Source organism: Burkholderia sp. AU32262, assembly GCF_020419985.1.
GTDB lineage: Bacteria > Pseudomonadota > Gammaproteobacteria > Burkholderiales > Burkholderiaceae > Burkholderia > Burkholderia semiarida.
Genome location: NZ_JAIZRS010000009.1, coordinates 85,835 through 108,250 on the forward strand (window position 1 = coordinate 85,835; position 22,416 = coordinate 108,250).

General features: G+C 68.5%; 23 protein-coding genes. 16 read left to right on the forward strand and 7 right to left on the reverse strand.

Features of this window, described 5'->3' with window-relative positions; translation table 11 throughout:
- Positions 1-85: 85 nt before the first annotated feature.
- Positions 86-2,839: a DNA polymerase I gene (gene polA / locus LGN10_RS13245; RefSeq protein ID WP_226223798.1), complete on the reverse strand. Its 2,754-nt coding sequence runs from the start codon at positions 2,837-2,839 to the stop codon at positions 86-88.
- Between the two features lies 1 nt (position 2,840).
- On the opposite strand from polA, the gene LGN10_RS13250 reads away from it, so the two are divergent.
- A complete protein-coding gene (locus tag LGN10_RS13250; protein ID WP_059582942.1) occupies positions 2,841-3,602 on the forward strand; it encodes a TIGR00730 family Rossman fold protein in 762 nt (253 codons plus the stop codon).
- A gap of 380 nt (positions 3,603-3,982) precedes the next feature.
- Positions 3,983-4,273 (forward strand): hypothetical protein, encoded by a 291-nt coding sequence (locus LGN10_RS13255; protein ID WP_059582944.1) that lies wholly within the window; start codon positions 3,983-3,985, stop codon positions 4,271-4,273.
- Between the two features lie 114 nt (positions 4,274-4,387).
- Here the strand turns inward: LGN10_RS13255 and LGN10_RS13260 are convergent, their stop codons facing one another.
- The gene (locus tag LGN10_RS13260; RefSeq protein WP_011548157.1) at positions 4,388-5,914 is read right to left on the reverse strand and encodes an AMP nucleosidase; all 1,527 of its coding nucleotides are present in this window, start codon (positions 5,912-5,914) and stop codon (positions 4,388-4,390) included.
- Between the two features lie 129 nt (positions 5,915-6,043).
- On the opposite strand from LGN10_RS13260, the gene LGN10_RS13265 reads away from it, so the two are divergent.
- The 5 genes from LGN10_RS13265 (at position 6,044) to LGN10_RS13285 (ending at position 9,510) form a co-directional block, all read left to right on the forward strand.
- Positions 6,044-6,454: a hypothetical protein gene (locus LGN10_RS13265; protein WP_059582953.1), complete on the forward strand. Its 411-nt coding sequence runs from the start codon at positions 6,044-6,046 to the stop codon at positions 6,452-6,454.
- Between the two features lie 99 nt (positions 6,455-6,553).
- Complete coding sequence (locus LGN10_RS13270; RefSeq protein ID WP_059582956.1) at positions 6,554-7,552, forward strand: homoserine kinase; 999 nt, start codon at positions 6,554-6,556, stop codon at positions 7,550-7,552.
- Positions 7,543-8,352 (forward strand): BPSS1780 family membrane protein, encoded by an 810-nt coding sequence (locus LGN10_RS13275; RefSeq protein ID WP_226223805.1) that lies wholly within the window; start codon positions 7,543-7,545, stop codon positions 8,350-8,352. The genes LGN10_RS13270 and LGN10_RS13275 overlap by 10 nt, the downstream gene beginning before the upstream one ends.
- 185 nt (positions 8,353-8,537) lie before the next feature.
- Positions 8,538-8,990 carry a MarR family winged helix-turn-helix transcriptional regulator gene (locus LGN10_RS13280; RefSeq protein ID WP_059582960.1) on the forward strand — a complete coding sequence of 151 codons (453 nt, stop codon included), beginning with the start codon at positions 8,538-8,540 and terminating at the stop codon, positions 8,988-8,990.
- A gap of 154 nt (positions 8,991-9,144) precedes the next feature.
- Entirely contained in the window at positions 9,145-9,510 is a 366-nt protein-coding gene (locus LGN10_RS13285) for an organic hydroperoxide resistance protein (RefSeq protein ID WP_226223807.1), read from the forward strand.
- Positions 9,511-9,674: 164 nt separating this feature from the next.
- On the opposite strand, the gene LGN10_RS13290 is transcribed toward LGN10_RS13285, so the two are convergent.
- Positions 9,675-9,851: a DUF3563 family protein gene (locus LGN10_RS13290; protein ID WP_069618521.1), complete on the reverse strand. Its 177-nt coding sequence runs from the start codon at positions 9,849-9,851 to the stop codon at positions 9,675-9,677.
- An 80-nt stretch (positions 9,852-9,931) separates the two neighbouring features.
- Positions 9,932-11,038, reverse strand: coding sequence for a PHB depolymerase family esterase (locus LGN10_RS13295; protein WP_226094081.1), 1,107 nt, complete (start codon positions 11,036-11,038; stop codon positions 9,932-9,934).
- A 259-nt stretch (positions 11,039-11,297) separates the two neighbouring features.
- Here LGN10_RS13295 and LGN10_RS13300 point away from each other — a divergent pair, with 259 nt between their 5' ends.
- The 4 genes from LGN10_RS13300 to LGN10_RS13315 all read left to right on the forward strand — a co-directional run bounded on the left by LGN10_RS13300 (position 11,298) and on the right by LGN10_RS13315 (position 14,373).
- Entirely contained in the window at positions 11,298-11,996 is a 699-nt protein-coding gene (locus LGN10_RS13300; protein ID WP_226094082.1) for a phosphatase PAP2 family protein, read from the forward strand.
- A 128-nt stretch (positions 11,997-12,124) separates the two neighbouring features.
- On the forward strand, positions 12,125-12,919 hold the full coding sequence (modA, locus tag LGN10_RS13305) for a molybdate ABC transporter substrate-binding protein (protein WP_060311310.1): 795 nt from the start codon (positions 12,125-12,127) through the stop codon (positions 12,917-12,919).
- A 10-nt stretch (positions 12,920-12,929) separates the two neighbouring features.
- A complete protein-coding gene (gene modB / locus LGN10_RS13310; protein WP_089465462.1) occupies positions 12,930-13,607 on the forward strand; it encodes a molybdate ABC transporter permease subunit in 678 nt (225 codons plus the stop codon).
- Between the two features lie 64 nt (positions 13,608-13,671).
- Positions 13,672-14,373, forward strand: coding sequence for a sulfate/molybdate ABC transporter ATP-binding protein (locus LGN10_RS13315; RefSeq protein ID WP_089465461.1), 702 nt, complete (start codon positions 13,672-13,674; stop codon positions 14,371-14,373).
- Between the two features lie 188 nt (positions 14,374-14,561).
- Here the strand turns inward: LGN10_RS13315 and LGN10_RS13320 are convergent, their stop codons facing one another.
- The 3 genes from LGN10_RS13320 to LGN10_RS13330 all read right to left on the reverse strand — a co-directional run bounded on the left by LGN10_RS13320 (position 14,562) and on the right by LGN10_RS13330 (position 17,587).
- On the reverse strand, positions 14,562-15,398 hold the full coding sequence (locus tag LGN10_RS13320; protein ID WP_226223943.1) for a TOBE domain-containing protein: 837 nt from the start codon (positions 15,396-15,398) through the stop codon (positions 14,562-14,564).
- 46 nt (positions 15,399-15,444) lie between these two features.
- A complete protein-coding gene (locus LGN10_RS13325; protein ID WP_226223809.1) occupies positions 15,445-17,064 on the reverse strand; it encodes a CHAD domain-containing protein in 1,620 nt (539 codons plus the stop codon).
- A 139-nt stretch (positions 17,065-17,203) separates the two neighbouring features.
- The gene (locus LGN10_RS13330; protein WP_226223811.1) at positions 17,204-17,587 is read right to left on the reverse strand and encodes a tautomerase family protein; all 384 of its coding nucleotides are present in this window, start codon (positions 17,585-17,587) and stop codon (positions 17,204-17,206) included.
- A gap of 113 nt (positions 17,588-17,700) precedes the next feature.
- Here LGN10_RS13330 and LGN10_RS13335 point away from each other — a divergent pair, with 113 nt between their 5' ends.
- From LGN10_RS13335 to LGN10_RS13355, 5 genes are all read left to right on the forward strand, one after another.
- Positions 17,701-18,558 carry a LysR family transcriptional regulator gene (locus LGN10_RS13335; protein ID WP_124860710.1) on the forward strand — a complete coding sequence of 286 codons (858 nt, stop codon included), beginning with the start codon at positions 17,701-17,703 and terminating at the stop codon, positions 18,556-18,558.
- Positions 18,559-18,598: 40 nt separating this feature from the next.
- Entirely contained in the window at positions 18,599-19,522 is a 924-nt protein-coding gene (locus LGN10_RS13340) for a DMT family transporter (RefSeq protein WP_226223813.1), read from the forward strand.
- A gap of 67 nt (positions 19,523-19,589) precedes the next feature.
- Positions 19,590-20,369 (forward strand): sensor histidine kinase, encoded by a 780-nt coding sequence (locus LGN10_RS13345; RefSeq protein ID WP_226094087.1) that lies wholly within the window; start codon positions 19,590-19,592, stop codon positions 20,367-20,369.
- Positions 20,370-20,446: 77 nt separating this feature from the next.
- A complete protein-coding gene (locus LGN10_RS13350; protein ID WP_059639118.1) occupies positions 20,447-21,790 on the forward strand; it encodes a hemolysin family protein in 1,344 nt (447 codons plus the stop codon).
- Between the two features lie 22 nt (positions 21,791-21,812).
- Positions 21,813-22,397 (forward strand): thiamine phosphate synthase, encoded by a 585-nt coding sequence (locus LGN10_RS13355; protein WP_226223816.1) that lies wholly within the window; start codon positions 21,813-21,815, stop codon positions 22,395-22,397.
- Positions 22,398-22,416: the final 19 nt, after the last annotated feature.

Here is a 22,416-nt window from a genome sequence, read left to right on the forward strand (position 1 = left end):
GCGCGTTGACCACAAGCAAACCATCTCGATATTTGGCATCCCTGCAACAATATGCCGCGGGAAACGGGAACCGCGCGGGGGTGCGTCAGTGTGCCTCTTCCCAGTTCGCGCCGGCGCCCACCTCGGCGACCAGCGGCACCTTCAGCTTCGCGACGCCGCACATCATTTCCGGGAGTTTCTCGCGCACGAGCGGCAGCTCGCGTTCCGGCACCTCGAGCACCAGTTCATCGTGCACCTGCATGATCATCCGCGACGCGAGCTTGTCGCGCGTCAGCCAGTCGTCCACCGCGATCATCGACAGCTTGATCAGGTCGGCCGCCGTGCCCTGCATCGGTGCATTGATCGCCGCGCGCTCGGCCGCCTGGCGGCGCGGGCCGTTGCCGCCGTTGATCTCGGGCAGCCACAGGCGGCGACCGAAAACGGTTTCGACGTAGCCCTTCTCCTTCGCGGTCGCGCGCGTGTCTTCCATGTACTGCGCGACACCCGGATAGCGGGTGAAATAGCGGTCGATATAGAGCTTCGCCGCGTCGCGCGTGATGCCGAGGTTCGATGCAAGCCCGAACGCGCTCATCCCGTAGATGAGCCCGAAGTTGATCACCTTCGCGATCCGGCGCTGGTCGGAATTGACCTCCAGCGGCGTCACGCCGAACACTTCGGCGGCCGTCGCGCGATGGATGTCCTCGCCCTGCGAGAACGCGCGCAGCAGCGACGCGTCGCCGGAAATGTGCGCCATGATCCGCAGCTCGATCTGCGAGTAGTCGGCCGACACGATCCGGTGGCCCCGCGATGCGATGAATGCCTCGCGGATGCGCCGACCTTCGGCCGTGCGCACCGGAATGTTCTGAAGATTGGGGTCGTTCGACGCAAGCCGGCCCGTGACCGCGACCGCTTGCGCATAGTTCGTGTGCACGCGGCCGGTGACGGGATTCACCATGCGCGGCAGCTTGTCGGTATAGGTCGACTTCAGCTTCGACAGCCCGCGATGCTCGAGCAGCACCTTCGGCAGCGGGTAGTCCTCGGCCAGCTTCTGCAGCACTTCCTCGTCGGTCGACGGCGCGCCGCTCGGCGTTTTCTTCACGACCGGCAACTGCAGCTTCTCGAAGAAGATCTGCCCGATCTGCTTTGGCGACCCGAGATTGAATTCGCCGCCGGCCAGCTCGTACGCCTGCCCCTCGAGCTCGATGAGGCGCGTCGCGATCTCGCTGCTTTGCGCCTGCAACAGCGCATCGTCGATCAGCACGCCGGTGCGCTCCATCTTGCGCAGCACGAGCGACACCGGCATCTCGATGTCGCGGTACACGCGCTCGAGGCCCGGTTCGCGCGCGACCTGCGGATACATCGCGTGATGGAGCTGCAGCGTGATGTCCGCATCCTCGGCCGCGTACGCAGCGGCCTGGTCGAGCGCCACTTCGTCGAAACCGATCTGCTTCGCGCCCTTGCCCGCCACGTCCTCGTACTTGATCGTCTTGACGCCCAGATGACGCAGCGCGAGGCTGTCCATGTCGTGCGTGCGGTGCGATTCGAGCACGTACGATTCGAGCAGCGTGTCGTGCTCGATGCCGTTCAGCGCGATGTCGTAGTTCGCGAGCACCTGCGCGTCGTACTTCAGGTGCTGGCCGACCTTCTTGCGATCGGCCGATTCGAGCCACGGCTTCAGGCGCGCGAGCACTTCGTCGAGCGGAAGCTGCTCGGGCATGTCGGGGCCGCGGTGCGCGACGGGCAGATAGGCCGCCTTGCCCGGCTCGACCGAGAACGACAGCCCGACGAGCCGCGCGAGCATCGGATCGAGCGCGGTCGTCTCGGTGTCGAACGCGGTCAGCGCGGCCGCGTCGATCTTCGCGAACCACGCGTCGAATTGCGCCCAGGTCTGGATCGTGTCGTATTCGCGCGCGATGTCCGCTGCGACGACCGGTGCGGGATCGCCTTCCGGCGCATCGGCGCCGCCGCCTTCCGCGGGTGCGCTGTCGACTTCGCGCAGCCAGGTCTTGAAGCCGTAGCGCGCGAAGATGTCGCGCAGCAGCTCGCGTGCTTCGCCGTCCGTTTTCAGCGACGCCTCGATCGACTCGAGATGCGGCGCGAGATCGCACGACGTGTCGACGGTCACGAGCTTGCGGCCGAGCGGCAGGAAATCGAGCGCGCGGCGCAGGTTGTCGCCGACCACGCCCTTGATCTCGCCCGCGTGTTCGATCACGCCGTCGAGGCTGTCGTATTGCGACAGCCACTTCACGGCCGTCTTCGGCCCGCACTTCTCGACGCCCGGCACGTTGTCGACGGTGTCGCCGATCAGCGCGAGGTAGTCGATGATCCGCTCGGGCGGCACGCCGAACTTCGCGATCACGCCGTCGCGATCGAGCGTTTCGTTGGTCATCGTGTTGACGAGCGTGACGCGATCGGTCACGAGCTGCGCGAGATCCTTGTCGCCGGTCGACACGATCACGTTCATCCCGTGCCGTTCGGCTTCGCGCGCGAGCGTGCCGATCACGTCGTCGGCCTCGACGCCTTCGACCATCAGCAGCGGCCAGCCGAGCGCGCGCACCGCGCCGTGGATCGGCTCGACCTGCAACGCGAGATCGGGCGGCATCGACGGGCGGTTTGCCTTATAGTCGGCATAAAGGTCGTCGCGGAACGTCTTGCCCTTTGCATCGAACACGCAAGCGCTATACTCTGCACTGACTTCCTTGCGCATACGGCGCAGCATGTTGATGATTCCGTAGAGCGCTCCGGTCGGCTCCCCGCCAGGGCCACGCAAATCAGGCATCGCATGGTAAGCCCGATACAGATAGCTCGAACCGTCAACCAATAGCAGGGTCTTACCTTCCAGATTTCGTTCTTCAGGCATTATGAACAAGAGAAAAGTGATTCCGAGTCTGCGTTCGCTCGCAGATCAAGAACGCGCGACGGCCAAGAAGGCGCGCGCATCGTGGCAGATGTTCACGATTATGGCAGAGTTTATCGAGGCGACCGAGTACCTGTCGGAGATCCGCCCGGCTGTCAGCATCTACGGTTCTGCCCGCCTCAAACCCGACAACCCGCACTACAAACTTGCCGCGCAGATCGCGCGCAAGCTGTCGGACGCCGGCTTCGCGGTGATCTCCGGCGGCGGCCCCGGCATCATGGAAGCCGCGAACAAGGGTGCGCACGCCGGCAAGGCGCCGTCGGTCGGCCTGAACATCGAGCTGCCGCACGAGCAGGCCGGCAACCACTATCAGGACATCTCGCTGCGCTTCCGCCATTTCTTCACGCGCAAGGTCACGTTCGTGAAGAACTCGGATGCCGTGATCGTGATGCCGGGCGGCTTCGGCACGCTCGACGAACTGTCCGAAGTGCTCACGCTGATCCAGACGAAGAAGTCGCGCCTCGTGCCGATCATCCTGGTCGGCAGCGAATTCTGGCAGGGGCTGCTGCAATGGTTCCGCGATCAACTGATTCCGATGGGCCTGATCAATCCGGAAGACATGAACCTGATGCAGGTGATCGACGATCCCGACCAGGTGCTCGACGCGGTGCTCGCGTTCTACGAGGACAGCGGCGAGGAAGAAGAAGGTTCGGACGGCGACGATCAACCGCCGCGGCCTGAAGAAGACCGGATGTTCTATCTGTAACCGGTCAGTGACGACAGCCGGCCCGACGGCCGGCTGTCGTGCTTTGCACGCAAAGGGCAGCGCGATCCGGTGGCCCGCCGGGCGGGACTTTGTAACGCGCTGTTAATGCCCGTTCGCCGCCGCGCGCGGTCGAATGTCAAATCCCGCAGTCGGCGCTGCGTCATGCGGCGGGATCAGCCGCACCGGCGGCCCGCCAATGTCAAATGGATGGCCCTTCGCGCGCCTGTGCACCGCCAATCCTCCGTAATAATCACGACTCGCCTTTTCCGTCGCGCGGCAGCACACTGCATTCTGTCGGCGCGGCGTTCCCCCGGTGGAGCGGCCCCCTCGCTTCCATCGCGTCGCGTCGGCCTATTCATCACGACACCACGGAAAAGAACATGCAACGCTCGCTGATCGCCCTCGCTTTCGCCGGCCTCGGCCTTTCGCTGTCCGGCCTCGCTCACGCCGTCAACGTCGACGTCAACATCGGCACGCCCGCGCCGGTCGTCGTCGCGCCCGCCCCCGTCGTGGTCGCCCCCGCACCGGCGGTCATCGTCGGCTGGCACGGCGATCGCTACTGGGACGGCCGCCGCTACTGGGAACGCCGCGAATGGGAAGAGCACCAGCACTATCGCGGGCGTGGCGGCTATCACTGCCCGCCGGGACACGCGAAAAAGGGCGAATGCTGAGCGCCCGGGCGCGGGGCCGCCCGGCCTTCGCACCGAAACGAAAAGAACAAGGCCGCACGTGAACGCAAGTTCGCATGCGGCCTTTGTCGTGATGGATGCCGTTGCGCCGTGCCGTTACTGGAACGCCACTTCCGCAAAGCTCCGCAGCTTCCGACTATGCAGCTTGTCGAGCCCGTTCGTGCGCAGGATCTCCATCGCCTTCACGCCGATCTGCAGATGCTGGTCGACCTGCCCGCGATAGAACGTGTCGGCCATGCCCGGCAACTTCAGCTCGCCGTGCAGCGGCTTGTCCGACACGCACAGCAACGTGCCGTACGGCACCCGGAAGCGGAAGCCGTTCGCGGCGATCGTCGCGCTTTCCATGTCGAGCGCGATCGCGCGGCTCTGCGACAGCCGCTGCACGGGCTCGCGATGGTCGCGCAGCTCCCAGTTGCGGTTGTCGACGCTCGCGACCGTGCCCGTGCGCATCACGCGCTTCAGTTCCACGCCCTCCAGCCGCGTGACCTCGGCCACGCCGCGCTCGAGCGCGAGCTGCACTTCGGCCAGCGCCGGGATCGGCACCCACAGCGGCAGGTCGGCGTCGAGCACGTGATCTTCCCGCACGTAACCGTGCGCGAGCACGTAGTCGCCGAGACGCTGCGTGTTGCGCAGCCCTGCGCAGTGGCCGAGCATCACCCACGCGTGCGGACGCAGCACCGCGATGTGGTCGGTGATCGTCTTCGCGTTCGACGGGCCGACCCCGATGTTGACCATCGTGATCCCGCTGCCGTCCGCGCGCTTCAGATGATACGCGGGCATCTGCGGCAGGCGCGGCGGCGCGGTGCCCTCGGCCGGCTCGCCGCCGAGGTTCGCGTTGTACGTGACGACGTCGCCCGGCTCGACGAACGCGCTGTACTCGCTGCGGTACGCGCGCACCTCGGGATCGTCGCTTTCCGTCATCATCGTGCGGCCAAGCTTCACGAACTCGTCGATGTAGAACTGGTAGTTCGTGTAGAGCACGTAATTCTGGAAGTGCGTGGGCGACGTCGCCGTGTAGTGGCGCAGCCGGTGCAGCGAGAAGTCGACGCGCGCGGCCGTGAACAGCGCGAGCGGATGCGGCTCGCCGGGCGCCGGCTCGAACGTGCCGTTGACGATGCGGTCGTCGAGATACGACAGGTCGGGCGTGTCGAAGATGTCGCGCATCGCGAGCAGCCGGTCGCGATCGAGTTCGCCCTCGAGATGAATGCCTTCCGGAAACGCGAAATGGATCGGAATCGGCTGCGACGACACGCCGATCTCGATCTTGACATGGTGGTTCTTCGCCAACAGGCGCAGTTGCTCGCGGTAGTAGTTCGCGAAGAGATCGGGGCGCGTGACCGTCGTCTCGAATACGCCGGGGCCCGCGACGAAGCCGTACGAGCGGCGCGAATCGACGTGCGTGTTGACGTCGGTGCGGATCCGCACGAACGGATAGCATGCGCGCACGTGCTCGGTAATCGCTTCGTGGCGGCGATAGCGCGCGAACGCATCGCGCAGGAAGCCCGTGTTCGTGTCGTAGATGGCGGACAGCCGCGCGACCGCGGCGATCGGATCGTCGAAAGCCTCGACCGACGGGCTTTCGGGCGACAGCACACGGTGCCGGCGGCTCAAATCGTTCTTCATTTTCATCACCTCGTCTGATCCGACGACATTACCACGGAACCCGGGCGCCTTTATGGCCGCCCACGCGCACGCAGGGGCCGGATGGCGCGCAGTATTTGCTAAAATCGGTGGGTTCACTGGAGACTCATCATGAAGCCGCTCATTTTCGTCGCCGCTGCCGTCGCGTTTGCCGCCGCCAGCGTCGCTCACGCCGCCGGCGGCACGCCTGAGGCCGACGCGCCGGGCGCCGACGCGCAGGCCCGGGCCGAGGCCAACGAAGCCGCCGGCCTGCCCGATCTCCGCAAGATCAACCGGCCCGGCGCCGAAGTCACGTCGAAAGTCGACTTCGCGGACATCCGCCGCACGCCGAGCTTCCACGAAAAGAGCAAGAACGGCACCGAAGTCACCGAGTACCGCGACCGCGGCAAGCCGGTCGAGATCGACGTGAAGTCGAACTTCGGCACGCGCTACCAGATGAGCTCGACGCCCGACACGTCGCCGAAGCCGCACGACGCCGGCATCCCGATTACGCGCCTGCCGTCGCTGAACCTGCGCTACTGATTCCGTGGCGCGGCGCGTCGATCGCGCCGCGCCGCCCCTTCACCTGCTGTCGCGCTGCACGCCGCCCGCGTGCCGACACCCTGACCTGACGCATCCCGCATGGCCGTTTTCACCGCTGTTTCCGACTCCGATCTCGCGCAATGGATGCGCCACTACGAACTGGGCGACGTGCTGGCGTTCCGCGGCATTCCGTCCGGTATCGAAAACAGCAATTTCTTCCTGACGACGACGCGCGGCGAATACGTCCTCACGATCTTCGAAAAGCTCACGGCGCAGCAGTTGCCGTTCTACCTCGACCTGATGCGCCATCTGGCCGCCCACGGCGTGCCGGTGCCGGACCCGGTCCCGCGTGACGACGGCGCGCTGTTCGGCGAGCTGCACGGCAAGCCGGCCGCGATCGTCACGAAGCTCGACGGCGCGGCCGAACTCGCGCCCCGGGTCGAACACTGCATCGAGGTCGGGCAGATGCTCGCGCGCCTGCATCTCGCGGGGCGCGACTATCCGCGCAGCCAGCCGAACCTGCGCAGCCTGCCGTGGTGGCAGGAGAACGTGCCGGCCATCGTGCCGTTCATCACGGACGCGCAACGCACGCTGCTCGAAGGCGAGCTCGCGCACCAGGCCGGCTTCTTCGCGTCGGACGACTATGCGGCGCTACCGGCCGGCCCATGCCATTGCGACCTGTTCCGCGACAACGTGCTGTTCGCGCACGCAGCGCCCGGCACCGGCCACGACGTCCGGCTCGGCGGTTTCTTCGACTTCTATTTCGCGGGCTGCGACAAGTGGCTGTTCGACGTCGCGGTCACCGTCAACGACTGGTGCGTCGACCTCGCGACCGGCGCGCTCGACGTCGCACGCGCCGATGCGCTGCTGCGCGCGTACCAGACGGTTCGGCCGTTCACGGCCGAGGAGCGCCGCCACTGGAGCGACATGCTGCGCGCCGGCGCGTACCGCTTCTGGGTGTCGCGCCTGTACGACTTCTACCTGCCGCGCGCGGCCGAGATGCTCAAGCCGCACGACCCCGGCCATTTCGAACGCATTCTGCGTGAGCGTATCGCGCATACGCCCGCGCTTCCCGAGATCCAAACCGCATGCAACTGATCGAAGTGCCCGCCAAAACGGGCTATGTCTGGTTCCGTCAAGGCATCTGGCTGTTCCGCCGGAATCCGCTCGCGTTCATCACGCTGTTCTTCACGTACCTGCTCGCGATCACGCTGGTGTCGATGGTGCCCGTGATCGGCTCGGCGCTGCCGTTGGTGTTCATTCCCGGCATCGCGGTCGGCTTCATGGCCGCATGCCGCGACACGGTGGCCGGCAAGACCGTGATGCCGACGATCCTCGTGGACGGCTTTCGCTCGTACGGCACCATCGCGACCCAGCGGCTGCTCGCGCTCGGCGTGATCTACGTCGCGTCGATGGTGCTGGTGTTCGCCGCTTCGTCGTTCGTGGACGGCGGCGCGCTGTTCCACATGATGATGGGCGCGGCCGACGAAGCGAACACGACGCCCGAGACGCTCGCCGCGCAAGGCGCGCTCGGCGCGCTGTTCTTCGCGACGCTGCTCTATCTGCCGGTCGCGATGCTGTTCTGGTTCGCGCCGGTGCTGGTCGCATGGCATGACGTCCCGCCCGCGAAGGCGCTGTTCTTCAGCGTCGTCAGCTGCTGGCGCAATCGCGGCGCGTTCGTCGTGTACGGCGTGCTGTGGTTCGCCGTCGCGCTCGGCACGTCGCTCGCGCTGTCGCTGCTGCTGCAAGCGCTGGGCGCGGGGGCGTATGCGCTGACGATCATGATGCCGGTGACGATCATCATCGTCACGATGCTGTACTGCTCGTTCTACGCGACCTATCGCGGCTGCTTCGGCGTGCAGGAACCGGGTGCGACGACGACGATGCCGGGCCGCTGATCCTGCTTCCGGCCGGCGCATGTCGCCGGCCGCTCCGCTGTTCGGCCCCCGGTCGTCGCCGGCGCGCTTCTGGTCTCCCCTTTTTCCATATCGACTGCTCTCCGGCCCCCCTGTTCAGCCAAACCTTTTGCGCGCAAAATAATTCGTGTGCAAATCGTTCGCGCATCCGATGCGCTTTCCGAACCATGGATCGCCTGCCCGCGCTGCCCCAGACACTCGACGAGCAACTCTGCTTCGCGCTTTATTCGACTTCGCACGCGATGACGAAGGCGTACAAGCCGCTGCTCGACAAGCTGTCGCTGACCTATCCCCAATATCTCGCGATGCTCGTGCTGTGGGAGCGCGACGACATGGCCGTGAAGGACATCGCCGCGCGGCTCGACCTCGATCCGGCCACGGTCACGCCGCTGCTCAAGCGACTGGAGGCGCTCGGCTACGTCGAGCGCGCGCGAAGCGCGACCGACGAACGCGTCGTCAACGTGCGCGTGACGCCGGAAGGCCGTGCGCTAAAGGAGCGCGCGCGCTCGGTGCCCGCCGACCTCTTTTGCGCGATGCAACAGACACCCGAATTCCTGATCAGGCTGCGCGCCGATCTCCAGCAGTTGCGCGACGCTTTGTCGGCGGCCAACGAACGCTGACGCTCGAGCTCGGATCGACCGCCCGGCGTGCCGGGCTTTTTCTTCGAAATTTAATTTGCACACTAATGATTTGTGCTCTATATTTGCTTCGTGGCCGGCGACACCCCGTTGGACCGGACCGCTTTCTCCCTCTCTTCCCGACAGGAGCAGCACGATGAACATTCTGTACAAGACCAGCGCCACGAGCACGGGCGGCCGCGACGGCCGCGCGGTATCCGCCGACCACAAGCTGGAAGTAAAGCTGGCCGCGCCGCGCGAACTCGGCGGCACGGGTGCGGAAGGCACGAATCCGGAGCAGCTGTTTGCCGCAGGTTACTCGGCCTGTTTCCTGAGCGCGATGAAATTCGTCGCGGGCCAGAACAAGCAGACGCTGCCGGCCGACACGCAAGTCACGGCGGAGGTGGGCATCGGCCCGAACGACGCAGGCGGCTTCGGGCTCGACATCGAGCTGCGCGTGTCGCTGCCGGGGCTCGACAAGGCCGACGCGCAGGCGCTGGTCGACAAGGCGCACCACGTGTGACCGTATTCGAACGCCACGCGCAACAACGTGCCGGTGCGCCTGACGCTCGTCTGACGGCCGCGGGTTCCGGCAGGATGCAAAAAGGGCGCGTGCGGCATCGTGCCGCACGCGCCCTTTTGCGCGATTCGTCGAACTGGCGGGCCGGCAAGGCCCGCGCGCGCTGCTTAGCGCGCGCCGATCGAATACGGGCGGTTCATTGCCGCGTCGCGATCGATCTTGCGCATGCGGAATTCGAGATCGTAGATGTCGGTGGCTTCGGCCAGGTACGCGTCGGCGCGCTCTTTCGCGGCCTTTTCGGCGTTCTTGGTCAGCATCAGGAAGAGGTGGCTCAGCAGGTACATGGTCGATCTCGCTGTTCAAAGGTTCTGGACTAGGGTTTTCCCGAATTATAGGGAAAACCCTAGGCTTTGACCAGCATCGATCAGACGGTGCGTCGTTCCGTCGCCACAGTGCGGCGATAGGTTTCGAAAAAGGACCAGATCATCGCGCTTGCGTCGGGGCCGACCGCCGCGTGAAACGGCACGGCTTCGTCGCCGCCGGCCCACGCGTGGGCGAGCCCTTTCACGTGACACAGCCGCACGACCGGCTCGCCGTCGCGGCATACATCGGTGATCTGCACGCCCGTTTCGCGCGTCTCGACGCGCTCGCCGCCGCGCAGCGCACCGCGGCTGTCGGCAAGCCCGTTCAGGCGCATGAACTGCACGGTCAGTTGATCGGCATTCTTCGGCGCGACGACATGATCGCCGTCGCCCTGGACGATTAGCACGGGCATGCCCGGATACGCACCGGTATCGACCAGCGCATCGACCGCCGCGGCCGGGTTCTGGCGCAGGCCGCGCCGCATCACGTCCATCGCGGTAATGCCGGAGTTCGCCTCGCCGAGCGCGGGGCCCGAGTGCAACGCGATCGCCGCGAAGCGCTCCGGATGGTGCAGTGCAAGAAGCGACGCGAGCCCCGCGCCGGCCGACAGCCCGGCGACGTAGACGCGCGACGCGTCGAAACCGTGCTCGTCGACCAGCGCGTCGACCAGCGACGCCACCGTGTCCGCCTCGCCGCGCCCCGCGCGGTCGGTGTCTTCATACCAGTGCCAGCAGCCGTGCGCGTGCGCGCGCAGCGACTGTTCCGGATACAGCACCGCGAAGCCGTGCTTGTCGGCCAGCAGGTTCATCCGCGTGCCCTGCGCGAATTCATCCGCCGACTGCTGACATCCGTGCAGCATCACGACGAGCGGCATCGCGCCGCGCCGCCGGCCGGGCGGTACGTAGAGCCCGTACGCGAGGTTCTGGACCAGCCGCCCGAGCGCGGGCGTCATCGGATGTTCGCCGCGTGTCCACTCGCCCGCCGCCCATGCGGCCGCGCGCGGCCGTACGCGCGATTCGCGTGGCGGGGACAGATCGGACACGGCGGGAGAGGCGGCCTCGAGTGCGTCGCGTGCGATGCGTTGCGCATCGCGCGCGCCGCGCTTGGTGGCCGGAGACAGCATGCGTTTCATGCCGCCAAGCCACACCTTGGTCAGACTTTTGGTCATCGATCGGGCTCGCAGTCAGGAAAAATAGGGGCGCCATGAAAGCGCCGCAATGGGTGCACCGTTTAACTTTGTGCAATGCACCATAACATTGTTTCTGGGATTTTTCCTGCGCGCCGATAGTTCCCGGCGGCGCAAAAAACGGGCCTCATGCGGACGCGGCGCTATACTGGGGTTTCGCCGCTTGTATCCGTTGTAGTCGTTCCGCCCGGCTCGCGCGTTGATTTAAGCATCCTCCCCGCCCTCGTTCGTCCCCTTCCCGATGTTCGACCTGCCCTCTCACCTGTGGATCATGATCACCGCGTTCGGCGGCGCCGGCCTGACCTTGCCGCTCGCGATCACGATTGCCGTGTGGCTCGCGCTCGGCTATTCGTGGCAACGTGCGGCCGCATGGCTCGGCGTGCTCGCGGCCGCGATCGGCGTGGTGGCGCTCACGAAGATCGCGTTCCTCGGCTGGGGCATCGGCATCCGCGCGTGGGATTTCACCGGGTTCAGCGGCCATGCGATGCTGTCGACGTCGGTGTATCCGGTTGCGATTTTCCTCGCGCTGATCCGCACGCGCACGCCGCTGCGGCTCGCCGGCATCGCGCTCGGGCTGACGGCCGGGATCGCGGTCGGCGTGTCGCGCGTCGCGCTCGACGCGCATTCGCCGTCCGAATCGATCACCGGCTGCATCGTCGGCGCGCTCGCCGCGCTCACGTTCATCGCCGGCTCGTGGCGCGCGGTGCCGCACCGCTGGTCGGTGCCCGCGGTCGTCGCGAGCCTCGCGCTCGTCACCGTGGCGCTGCACGGCATCGCGGTGCCGTCACACCGCTGGGTCACCAAGGTCGCGCTGGAACTGTCGGGGCACGAGCGCCCGTTCGTCCGCGCGCGCTGGAAGGCCAACCCGAACTACCATCCCGCGTCGCAGCCGTCGTCGCTGCAGCGCACCGAATCGGCGCCGCATACGCTTCACGCGTGACCGGCTGCCGGGCCGCTCCTTTTCACGTCCGACCATTTCATGCACACCGCCGCATGAGCAGTATGCCGAGCGTTATAACCCGCCCTATATTACGATTACGGTTTCCTCCCGTTCAAAACGAATCCGCCATGCGCTCAACCGTCCGCCCGCTTCGCCGCACCCTGCTTCGCCTGCTGCCGCTCGCCGCCCTTGCCGCCGGGTTCGCGTTCAGCGCGCCCGCTTCGGCCGCCGACGAACTGGTCGTGTCGGCCGCCGCCAGCCTGACGAACGCGTTCAAGGCCGTCGGCGACGCGTACGAGAAGCAGCATCCGGGCACCAGGGTGCTGCTCAACTTCGGCGCATCGGACGTGCTGATGCAGCAGATCGCCAAGGGGGCGCCGGCCGACGTGTTCGCATCGGCCGACCAGAAGGCGATGGATCGCGCGGTGAACGAAAAGGTGATCGCGCCCGGCACACGCCGCGATTTCGCGGCGAACTCGCTGGTGCTGATCGTGCCGGCCGACAGCCACGCGGCCGCGCCGACGTCGCTGAACGACCTGGCCGCGCCCGGCGTGAAACGCATCGCGTACGGCGACCCGGCATCGGTGCCGGTCGGCCGCTACACCGAGGGCGCGCTGCGCGCGGCCGGCGTGTGGGAGGCGGTCAGCGCGAAAGGCGTGCTGGCCGCCAACGTGCGCCAGAGCCTCGACTACGTCGCGCGCGGCGAGGTCGACGCGGGCTTCGTGTTCGGTACCGACGCCGCGATCATGCCGGGCCGCGTGAAAGTCGCGCTGACGGTGCCGACCCGGACGGCCATCACCTACCCGATCGCGGTGGTCAAGGACAGCCGCCACGCCGCGCAGGCGCAGTCGTTCATCGATTTCGTCGCGTCGCCGCAGGGCCAGGCCGTGCTGTCGACGTTCGGCTTCAAGCCCGCCCAGTGAGCGACTCGCGATGCAAGACGCCTGGGTCCCGCTGCTGCTGTCGCTGAAGGTTGCCGGCTGGGCGACCGCGCTCGACGTCGTGCTCGGCGTCGCGGCCGCGTTCGTGCTCGCGCGCTGGCGCTCGCCGCTGCGCGACGTCGTCGATGCCGTGCTGACGCTGCCGCTCGTGCTGCCGCCGACGGTGCTCGGCTATTACCTGCTCGTGCTGCTCGGCCGGCGCGGCGTGTTCGGCGCGTGGCTCGACACGCTCGGCATCGAGCTGGTGTTTACGTGGCAAGGCGCGGTGATCGCGTCGATGGTCGTCGCGTTTCCGCTGATTCTGAAATCGGCGCGCGCGGCGTTCGAAGGCGTCGATCCGCATCTCGAGCGCGCCGCGCGCACGCTCGGGCTCGGCGAAGTGGCGGTGTTCTTCCGCGTGACGCTGCCGCTCGCCACGCGCGGGATTCTCGCGGGGGCGCTGCTCGCGTTCGCGCGCGCGCTCGGCGAATTCGGCGCGACGCTGATGATCGCCGGCAACCTGCCCGGCCGCACACAGACGCTGTCGGTCGCGATCTACGCGGCCGTGCAGGCCGGCGACGACAACACGGCCAATTTCCTCGTGCTGGTGACGTCGATCACCTGCGTGCTGGTGCTGCTCGCGACCGGCTGGCTCGTACCGTCGCGCGCACGGCGGAGCCAACCGACATGACGCGCGTGTGCTGTCCGCATCACCGGTGCCGCCCGGCAGCCGGCCCGCTTCGGCGGAGGCCCGCATGAGCCTCGTCGTCGACATCCGCAAGACCTACGCGAACGCCGAGCGCCGCTTCACGCTCGATGTGTCGTTCACGGCGGCGATGCAGCGCGTCGTGCTGTTCGGGCCGTCCGGCGCGGGCAAGAGCATGACGCTGCAGGCGATCGCCGGGCTGCTGACGCCCGACGCAGGCACGATCACGCTGAACGGCGAGCCGCTGTTCGACGCCGCGCGCCGCATCGACGTGCCGACCCGCGAACGCCGTGTCGCGTACCTGTTCCAGGACTACGCGCTGTTTCCGCATCTGAACGTGCGGCAGAACATCGCGTTCGGGCTCACGTCCGGGCTGCGCAACCCGCGCGCGAGGACGGTGCCGCCGGAAGTCGCGTACTGGCTGCGCGCGTTCGACCTCGAATCGCTCGCGGGGCAATATCCGTCGCAGCTATCGGGCGGGCAGAAGCAGCGCGTCGCGCTCGCGCGCGCGCTGGTCGCGCAGCCGCGCATCCTGCTGCTCGACGAACCGTTCGCGGCGCTCGACGGCGCGATGCGCCAGCGCATGCGTCACGAGCTCGCCGAACTGCAGGCGCGGCTCGACATCCCGATGGTGCTGATCTCGCACGACCCCGACGACGTCGCCGCGTTCGGCGACCAGGTCGTGCAGTTGAGCGAAGGACGCGTGCAGGCGAACTCGCCGCACGCGGAGTGGCAGACGCGCGTCTCGTGAGCACGCGGCCGTGGCCGTGATCGTGGCGTTTGCCGCCACGTTGGAACCCGGGAGAAGCCGCGTCGCGACACATGCCGATAGCGGAAAACGAAGCCGGTGCGATGCGCACGCGGGCGGTAGCGGCTTCGCCCCGTTCCTCGCACGACGGGCGCCGGCAAGCGAGTGCCGCGCTCGCGCTGCCCGCCGGGTCAGCCCGTCACCGCCAGAATCACGCTCGACGCCTTGAACAGCGCGATGGCCCGCCGGCCCGCGTCGAGCTGCAACGCATCGACGCTGTCGTTGGTCACGACGGCCGTCAGCGTTCCGCCGCCGTCGAGCGCCAGCGTCACCTCGCTGTTCACCGCACCCGCCGCGACGGCTTCCACGCTGCCGTGCAGCCGGTTGCGCGCGGAAACTTTCAGGTCGGGCCCGCCATCGTCGACCGCGAGCACGACCCACGACGCCTTCACCAGCGCGCACGCGTGCTCGCCTTCCCGCAGCCCGAGCGCGTCGGCGCTTTCGTGCGTCAGCACGGCGACGACGGCTTGCCCGCCAGGCAGCACAAGCGTCACCTCGTCGTTGACGGTGCCGCGCACGATCGACGCAACCTTGCCGAACCACTGGTTGCGCGCGCTCGTCTTCATCCCGATCCGGCCGATCAGCGCCCAGTCGACGTCGAAGCCGGCAACGGCCGCGCTCGCGGCCTCGATGAAGCGGCGATGCTCGCGCTCGATCGCGCGGAACGCGGCGATCAGCGACGTCGCGCGCGGCGTCAGCGTCGTGCCGCCGCCGCCCTTGCCGCCCGTCGCACGCGCGACGAGCGGTTCGCCGGCGAGATTGTTCATCGTGTCGACCGCGTCCCACGCGGCCTTGTAGCTGAGGCCGACGGCCTTGGCCGCGCGCGTGATCGAACCGGTGTCGCCGATCGCCGCGAGCAGCGCGATGCGCGTCGCGCCGCCGAGCGTCTGTTCGCCGGCGCGCAACCACAGCTCGCCGCCCAGTTCGAGCGGTCCGGTGGACGAGGAAGAATGCGGGGCGTCGGTCATCATCGGCATGCGTATGGAAAACGGGCGGCCATTATAGAGGCGGCGCTCAGCCCGGCTTGCCGTCGAGCTTCGGCGGCCGCAGGCTGGCCAGCAGCGCCTCGGCGTCGCGCGCCGCGCGCTGTTCGAGCGCGGCGCCGTAGCCGCGCACGAAACCGAGCTGATACGGCGGTGCCCCCAGTTGCTCGAGATGGTGAAGCGCGACCATCGCGTCGTTCGCCTCGCCAAGGACGCCCTGCACGCGCGCCAGCGTCTTGACCGTCTCGTTGCGCGTGCGGCGCGACGCCAGCGACGCGAAGAATTCGAGCGCGTAGCGCAGCCGCTTCGCATCGATCCGCACCTGATGGCGTGCCGCCGTGTCGAGCGACGTGAGCGACGGCGAGCCGTAGAGATGACCGAACAGCCGCCGCACGCGCTTGGTCGCGTGACGCCGCAGCGACGGCGCGTCGTCGCCGTCGGCCGCCGGCAGCGCGAGCGTGCCCAGCCATTCGAGCCAGCCGAGCGTCAGCCGCGCATAGCGGGCCGAATGCAGCGCCTGCCGCAGCTCGACGCGCGCGGCCATCGACTGCGCGCGGGCCGCGTCGAGCGTGCCGTCCCAGTCGCCGCCGCCGCCGTCGGCCGCGATCAGCGCAGGCAGGCTCTCGGTCGCGAACACGTCCCAGTCGCGCACCGTGCCGAGCAGCGCGGCGAGCCAGCGCAGGTCGACGCCGAGCGTGTCCTTCCATCGACGATCGGTGAAGCGCGGGAAGAAGCGCATCAGCGTGCGCAGGCGGCGCAGCGCGACGCGCATCTGGTGGACGAATTCGGGATCGTCGCGATCGAGCACGCCACGCTCGTTGCCGAGCCACTGCGCGGTGATGTCGCCGGACAGCGCGAACAGCGCGGCGCGCTGCGTGCGGATGCCGGTCAGGTCGACGGGCTGCGCCTTGACCAGCATGGCGGCCACCGGGCCGCCCGCACAGGCGCGGTCGATCACGCTCGTCAGTTGCACGAACGCGGGCCATGCGCCGCTCAGTTCGCGCGCCGCGGCGAACAGCGCGTGCAGCGCGGCCGTGCGCGCGGCAACGGTGTCCCAGTCGGGCGCGGCCAGGCGCAGCTCGACGTAGCGGCGCGGCGGCTCGCCGCCGCCGTGCAGCGTGATGTCGTCGAGCGTCATTTCGACCACGACGCCGCTGTCGTCGGCCCAGCGCCCGCGCCGCCGTTCGCTGACGATGCGCGGCGCCGATGCCTGGGATCGCGCTTCGTCGGTGTCCGGTGCAACGCCGTTCACGTCGGCAGCCGGCGCGTCGGCATCGGCTGCGGCACGCGTCGCGGGTATCGGCAGCGGCGCCGCGACGACGATGCCCGCGTGCTCCGCGTCGAACAGCTCGCGCTGCGTGACGCCGGGGGCGAACGTTTCGGTGCGCGACGCGACGACCCGAGTGCCATGCGCGTTCGATTCGACCCAGGTCCACCAGCTCGCGCCGGGGCTACGCTCGGCCTCGTCGATCTGGCACGGCTCGATCGTCACGCGCTCGTGGCCGCGCCGCATCCGGACCGGCGGGCAGATCCGCCACGCACGCACGAGCTCGGCGCCGAAGTCGCGCTGCGCACCGCGGGTGCGGCCCGCGCCCTTTCCCGGCCATCCTTCCAGCGACAACGACAACACGATTTCCAGCGCACGCGACATGGAGGCTCCCGCACATCAAGGATCGCCGGCGCATCGACCGCGCCGGCGTCGCTCGTGAAGCAGCTTCCATAGTACACGCCGCCCAAACGCGCAGGCGCCGATCCGGCCCCGTCGCGCCGTGGCGGATCAAGCCGGCGCGTCAGACCGCGTATTGCGCGATGCCGTTGCCGAACGACCAGTTCTCCTTCAGCACCTCGACAAGACTGATGAAGACGTCTTCCTGCCGCACGCCCGGCTGTTGCGCGAGGTTCTCGGCGATCGTCCGGTACAGCGCCCGCTTCTGCTCGAGCGTGCGCGTGTTGTTCGCGGTGATCTGGATCATCACGAGATCGTCGCTGCGTTCGATATCGTAGTAATGACGGCCGAACACGAAGTTCTCGGGCGCATGCTCGGTCACGACCATGAAGATGTCGTCCTCGGGCACGTTGAACGTCTGCATCAGCGCGCGATGCACGCCGTCGACGAGTGCCGCGCGGTAGGCGGCCGGTTTGCCTTCGCGTACGGCGATACGGGTGAATGGCATGGTCCTGCTCCTGTCGGTGAATGACGTTGAAGAACGAAAACACGGCGTCAGGTTAGGCCCGCCGATCTATAATGAACAGTCATTGATCAATATTTCATCCATTTTCATTGGAAATGAAAGTACTCGATCTCGATGCCGTGCGCGCGTTCGTGCTGGTCGCCGATCTCGCGAGCTTCACGCGCGCCGCCGATGCGCTCGGCACCACGCAATCGGCCGTCAGCCTGAAGCTGAAGCGGCTGGAGGCGCATCTCGGCAAGCCGCTGCTCGCGCGCACGCCGCGCATCGTCAAGCTGACCGCCGACGGCGAGCATTTCCTGCCGGCCGCCCGCGCGCTGCTCGACGCGCACGAGCATGCGCTCGGCGCGATCTCGACCGGCACGGTGCGCCTGTCGCTCGGCGTCAGCGAGCACGTCGCGGTGCCCGACCTGCCGGCCGTGCTCACGAGCCTGCACCGCCAGGATCCGGGGCTGTCGCTGGAAATGCATCTCGGGGCGTCGACGAGCCTGCTCCCGCAATACGACGAACGGCGGTTCGACGCGGTGATCGTCCGGCACGAGCCCGGCGAGGATCCGCCGCGCGACGACGGCACGCCGCTGTTCACCGAGCCGCTGGCCTGGCTCGCCGCGCCCGACTGGGCCCCGCGCGCGGGCGAGCCGCTGCCGCTCGCGGTGCTGGCCGGCCCCTGCGGCGTGCGGGCCGCCGCGCTGCGCGCGCTCGACCGCGCGGGGCTGCCGTGGCGCGAGCGCTTCACGGGCGGCGGAGTCGCGGCGGTCTCGGCCGCCGCCGCGGCGGGGCTGGCCGTCTGCCCGCTCGCGCGGCGCGTCGCCCCGCGCACGCTGGTCGACGTCGGCGCGAAATTCGGGCTGCCGGCGCTGCCGCAATCGCAGGTCGTGCTGTATTCGCGCGTCCGCGACGCCCGCGCCGCCGCCGCGCTGCGCAGGTTTGCCGACAGCCTGGCAATCTCGGCGTAAACTAGCGGCCCCGCCGCCCGTAATCTCCAGACGAATGCCGATGAAGCCCGACGCCCGCAAGCACCTCCGCGCCAACCTGCTGATGCTCGGCGCCGCCGCGATCTGGGGCTCCGCGTTCGTCGCGCAACGCCTGAGCCTCGACGTGATCGGGCCGTTCCTTTTCACCGGGCTGCGCTTCCTGCTCGGCGCGCTCGTGCTGGCGCCGCTGCTGATGCTGAATCCGGCGTCGCGCGCGCAGCTCGCGGCGATCCGCCGCCGCCCGGCGCGGCTGCTGCCGGGCCTCGCGCTCGGCGGGCTGCTCGCCGTGTCGATCTCGTTGCAGCAGGTCGGCCTGCAATACACGCGGATCGCCAATGCCGGCTTCATCAGCTCGCTGTACGTCGTGATCGTGCCGCTGATGGGCGTATTCGCGCGGCACCGGATCGGCGCGGGCACGTGGTTCGGTGCGTTGCTGGCCGCGATCGGCCTGTATTTCCTGAGCATCGACGAGCACTTCTCGGTGCTCTACGGCGACTGGTTCCAGCTCGCGGGCGCCGTCATCATCGCCGCGCACGTGATGGCGGTCGGCCATCTCGCGAAACGCCACGATCCGCTCGTGCTCGCGTTCCTGCAGTTCGCCGTGTGCGGCGTGGCGTGCCTCGCCGTCGGCCTGGCGGTCGAGCCGGTCAGCGTCGCGATGCTGCGCGGCGCGCTGCCCACGCTGCTGTACGGCGGGCTGCTGTCGGTCGGCGTCGGCTATACGCTGCAGGTCGTCGCGCAACGCGACGCGGCGCCCGCGCACGCAGCCGTGATCTTCAGCATGGAAGGCGTGTTCGCGGCGATCGCCGGGTGGGCCGCGCTCGGCGAAACGCTGACGCTGCGCGCGCTCGTCGGCTGCGCGCTGATGCTGGCCGGCCTGCTCGCGTGCCAGTTGCTGCCGAACGGCGCCGCGCGGAAAAAGGACGAGGACGCGCTGCCGGCGTGATCGCCACCGTCCCTATAATGACGATTCGCGTGACCCTTACGCCAACCGTTTCCGACAGGCCAGCTCCGTGACGCCCCATTCCGTCGATCCCGCCGCCGACCTGCTGCGCGAACGCGCAGCGCACTACGCCGCCCAGGCGGCGCTGTTCCTGCGCGACCAGGCGCTCTCCACCGCGTCGCACGACCTGCGCAGCCCGCTGAATGCGATGCACAGCTGGGCCTACGTGCTCGAACGCCAGCTCGCCAATGCCGATCCGAACCTGCAGCGCGCGCTCGCGGGCATCCGCACCGGCATCGACCAGCAGGTCGCGCTGATCGACGACGTGCTCGACGCGCCGCGCGCGCAAACGCGCACGCTCGCGCTCGCGCCGCAGCGGTTCGCGCTGCGCGCGCTGCTCGACGACACGCTGGCGCTCGTGCGCTTCGCGCTCGCCGACGCACGCGAGGTCGCGCTCGACGCGACGCTGCCGGACGGCGAGCCGTCGCTCGCCGTCGATCGCGAACGCGTCGCGCAGGCGCTCTGGACCCTGCTGACGACAGCCGTCGAGGCCAGCGCCGCGGGCAGCCGCGTCGCGTTCGCATGCACGCGCGACGGCGCGCAGTTCACCGCGCGCGCCACGTGCACCGTGAACGCCGACGTGCTCGTCGATCCCGCGCGGCCGCACGTATTCGAATCGTTCGCGCGGCGCGAGATGCTGCGCGAGCGCGACGCGAAACGCAGCGCGTGGACGCTGGCGCTGTGCCAGCGCGTCGCACTCGCGCACGGCGGCACGCTCGCGCACGACGCGTTCGCCGACGGCGCGCCCGCCACCATCACGTTCTCGATTCCGTGCGAGGCGCCGGTGTAAGCGATCGGCCGCCCGATACATTACAACTTCCTTTCCGCGCCCTATACTGACGGGCCTGTCATAACCGGAGCGATTCTTTGTTACAGATCTTCGCGCTCATCGGCGCGTTGTTCCTGGTGGCCCTGAACGGGTTCTTCGTTGCGGCCGAATTCGGCCTCGTCAAACTCCGCGCAACGCGCGTCAAGACCCTCGCCCGCAAGCACGGCCTGCGCGGGCGCATCCTCGGCCTCGTGCACGGCCGGCTCGACGCATATCTTTCCGCGTGCCAGCTCGGCATCACGCTCGCGTCGCTCGGCCTCGGCTGGGTCGGCGAACCTGCGTTCGCGCAACTGATCGGCCCGCTGCTCGACCTGATCGGCGTCGAGTCCGAACGCATCGTGCACCTGATCTCGCTCGTGTTCGCGTTCTCGCTGATCTCGTTTTTGCACATCGTCGTCGGCGAACTGGCGCCGAAATCGATGGCGATCCGCCAGTCGGAGAAGGTCGGCCTGTGGGTCGCGCTGCCGCTCTATGCGTTCTACTGGGCGATGTATCCGGCGATCTGGGTGCTCAACACCAGCGCCAACGCGGTGCTGCGGCTCGCGGGGCTGTCGGCCGACCACGGCGGCGACGCGCACTATTCGACCGACGAGCTGAAGCTGATCCTGCGCAGCCGCCGCAGCGCGGCCGGCAATGCAGCGCAGCCGGCGCGCGGCACGTACAGCAACGACGAGTGGAACACGCTCGCGCATTCGCTCGATTTTTCGTCGATGACCGTGTCGGACCTGATGCGGCCGGCCCATGAAATGATCGGCCTGCGGCGCGACCTGCCGCTGCCCGACAACATGGAGATCGTCGCGCGGCACCGCTTCAGCCGTTATCCGCTGTTCGAGGATGCGTCGCGCGAACAGGTGAGCGGGCTGATCCACCTGAAGGACCTGCTGCTCGCGCGTCACGCGGGCGCCGCGCTCGAGGATCTCTCCGACTACGTGCGCCCGGTCCAGTACGTGAAGCCCGATACGCCGGCGCTGGAGCTGTTCCGCCGCTTCCGCAAGGGCGCCCCGCACTTCGCGCTGGTCGGCAGCAAGGGCGAGAAGCCGATCGGCTTCCTGACGCTCGACAACCTGCTCGGCGCGCTGGTCGGCCAGATCCACGACGAATTCCGCCAGGGCGACGCCGACTGGAGCCGCCTCGACGACGGCACGCTGATGGGCAAGGGCAGCCTGCCCGTCGTGTCGCTCGAGCAGGCGCTCGGCATCGACATCGACGAAGGCCGCGCGGAGTCGGTCGGCGGCCTCGTGATCCAGGCACTCAGCGACCTGCCGACCGAAGGGCAGCGCGTGTCGTTCGACCGCTTCGACATCGTCGTGAAGAAGATGAACGGGCCGCGCATCGTGCTCGTGCGCGTCTATCCGAAAATCGCGAAGGAGGCCGACGAATGACGGCCGCGCGTCGCATCGCGCGATGAACGCGCCGCTGCCGCGCTGCTGCGTGATCACGCCGGAACCGCCGTCCGCGTCGGCGGCCGATCGGGCCGCGTTCCTCGACCGGCTGTCGGCCGTGCTCGCGCGCGGAGAAACGCTCGTGCAACTGCGCGTCAAATCGCTCGACGCGGCCGCGTTCGCGTCGCTGGCCGCCGCGGCGCTCGCGCGCTGCGACGCGGCCGGCGCGCACCTGATGCTGAACGGCCCGATCGAGGCAGCCGGCGTGATGCGGCTCGACGGCGCCGGCTGGCATCTCGACGGCGCCGCGTTGCGCGCCGTCGCGCAACGGCCGCTGCCGGCCGGACGATGGGTGTCCGCCGCGTGCCACTCACCGGAAGATCTGCTGCTGGCCGCGCGCGCCGGCGCGGATTTCGTCACGCTGTCGCCGGTGCTGCCCACGTTGAGTCATCCCGGCGCGCCGACGCTCGGCTGGGCGCAATTCGGCATGCTGGCCGCACAGGCCGCGATGCCCGTGTTCGCGCTCGGCGGCCTGACGCATGCACACCTCGACGACGCGCGCCGTCACGGCGCGTACGGGATCGCGGGCATTCGCGGGTTCTGGTAATTCGGCCCCCTCCGGCAGC

Coding starts and splice junctions, on each gene's coding strand:
- LGN10_RS13260 (WP_011548157.1), bottom strand. CDS start 5,914: ATGAAGAACGATTTGAGCCGCCGGCACCGTGTGCTGTCGCCCGAAAGC.
- LGN10_RS13320 (WP_226223943.1), bottom strand. CDS start 15,398: ATGACCGACGCCCCGCATTCTTCCTCGTCCACCGGACCGCTCGAACTG.
- modA (WP_060311310.1), top strand. CDS start 12,125: ATGCGCTCAACCGTCCGCCCGCTTCGCCGCACCCTGCTTCGCCTGCTG.
- LGN10_RS13330 (WP_226223811.1), bottom strand. CDS start 17,587: ATGCCATTCACCCGTATCGCCGTACGCGAAGGCAAACCGGCCGCCTAC.
- LGN10_RS13325 (WP_226223809.1), bottom strand. CDS start 17,064: ATGTCGCGTGCGCTGGAAATCGTGTTGTCGTTGTCGCTGGAAGGATGG.
- LGN10_RS13280 (WP_059582960.1), top strand. CDS start 8,538: ATGGATCGCCTGCCCGCGCTGCCCCAGACACTCGACGAGCAACTCTGC.
- LGN10_RS13250 (WP_059582942.1), top strand. CDS start 2,841: ATGAACAAGAGAAAAGTGATTCCGAGTCTGCGTTCGCTCGCAGATCAA.
- LGN10_RS13270 (WP_059582956.1), top strand. CDS start 6,554: ATGGCCGTTTTCACCGCTGTTTCCGACTCCGATCTCGCGCAATGGATG.
- polA (WP_226223798.1), bottom strand. CDS start 2,839: ATGCCTGAAGAACGAAATCTGGAAGGTAAGACCCTGCTATTGGTTGAC.
- LGN10_RS13315 (WP_089465461.1), top strand. CDS start 13,672: ATGAGCCTCGTCGTCGACATCCGCAAGACCTACGCGAACGCCGAGCGC.
- LGN10_RS13335 (WP_124860710.1), top strand. CDS start 17,701: ATGAAAGTACTCGATCTCGATGCCGTGCGCGCGTTCGTGCTGGTCGCC.
- LGN10_RS13265 (WP_059582953.1), top strand. CDS start 6,044: ATGAAGCCGCTCATTTTCGTCGCCGCTGCCGTCGCGTTTGCCGCCGCC.
- LGN10_RS13295 (WP_226094081.1), bottom strand. CDS start 11,038: ATGACCAAAAGTCTGACCAAGGTGTGGCTTGGCGGCATGAAACGCATG.
- LGN10_RS13355 (WP_226223816.1), top strand. CDS start 21,813: ATGAACGCGCCGCTGCCGCGCTGCTGCGTGATCACGCCGGAACCGCCG.
- LGN10_RS13300 (WP_226094082.1), top strand. CDS start 11,298: ATGTTCGACCTGCCCTCTCACCTGTGGATCATGATCACCGCGTTCGGC.
- LGN10_RS13340 (WP_226223813.1), top strand. CDS start 18,599: ATGAAGCCCGACGCCCGCAAGCACCTCCGCGCCAACCTGCTGATGCTC.
- LGN10_RS13290 (WP_069618521.1), bottom strand. CDS start 9,851: ATGTACCTGCTGAGCCACCTCTTCCTGATGCTGACCAAGAACGCCGAA.
- modB (WP_089465462.1), top strand. CDS start 12,930: ATGCAAGACGCCTGGGTCCCGCTGCTGCTGTCGCTGAAGGTTGCCGGC.
- LGN10_RS13285 (WP_226223807.1), top strand. CDS start 9,145: ATGAACATTCTGTACAAGACCAGCGCCACGAGCACGGGCGGCCGCGAC.
- LGN10_RS13275 (WP_226223805.1), top strand. CDS start 7,543: ATGCAACTGATCGAAGTGCCCGCCAAAACGGGCTATGTCTGGTTCCGT.
- LGN10_RS13255 (WP_059582944.1), top strand. CDS start 3,983: ATGCAACGCTCGCTGATCGCCCTCGCTTTCGCCGGCCTCGGCCTTTCG.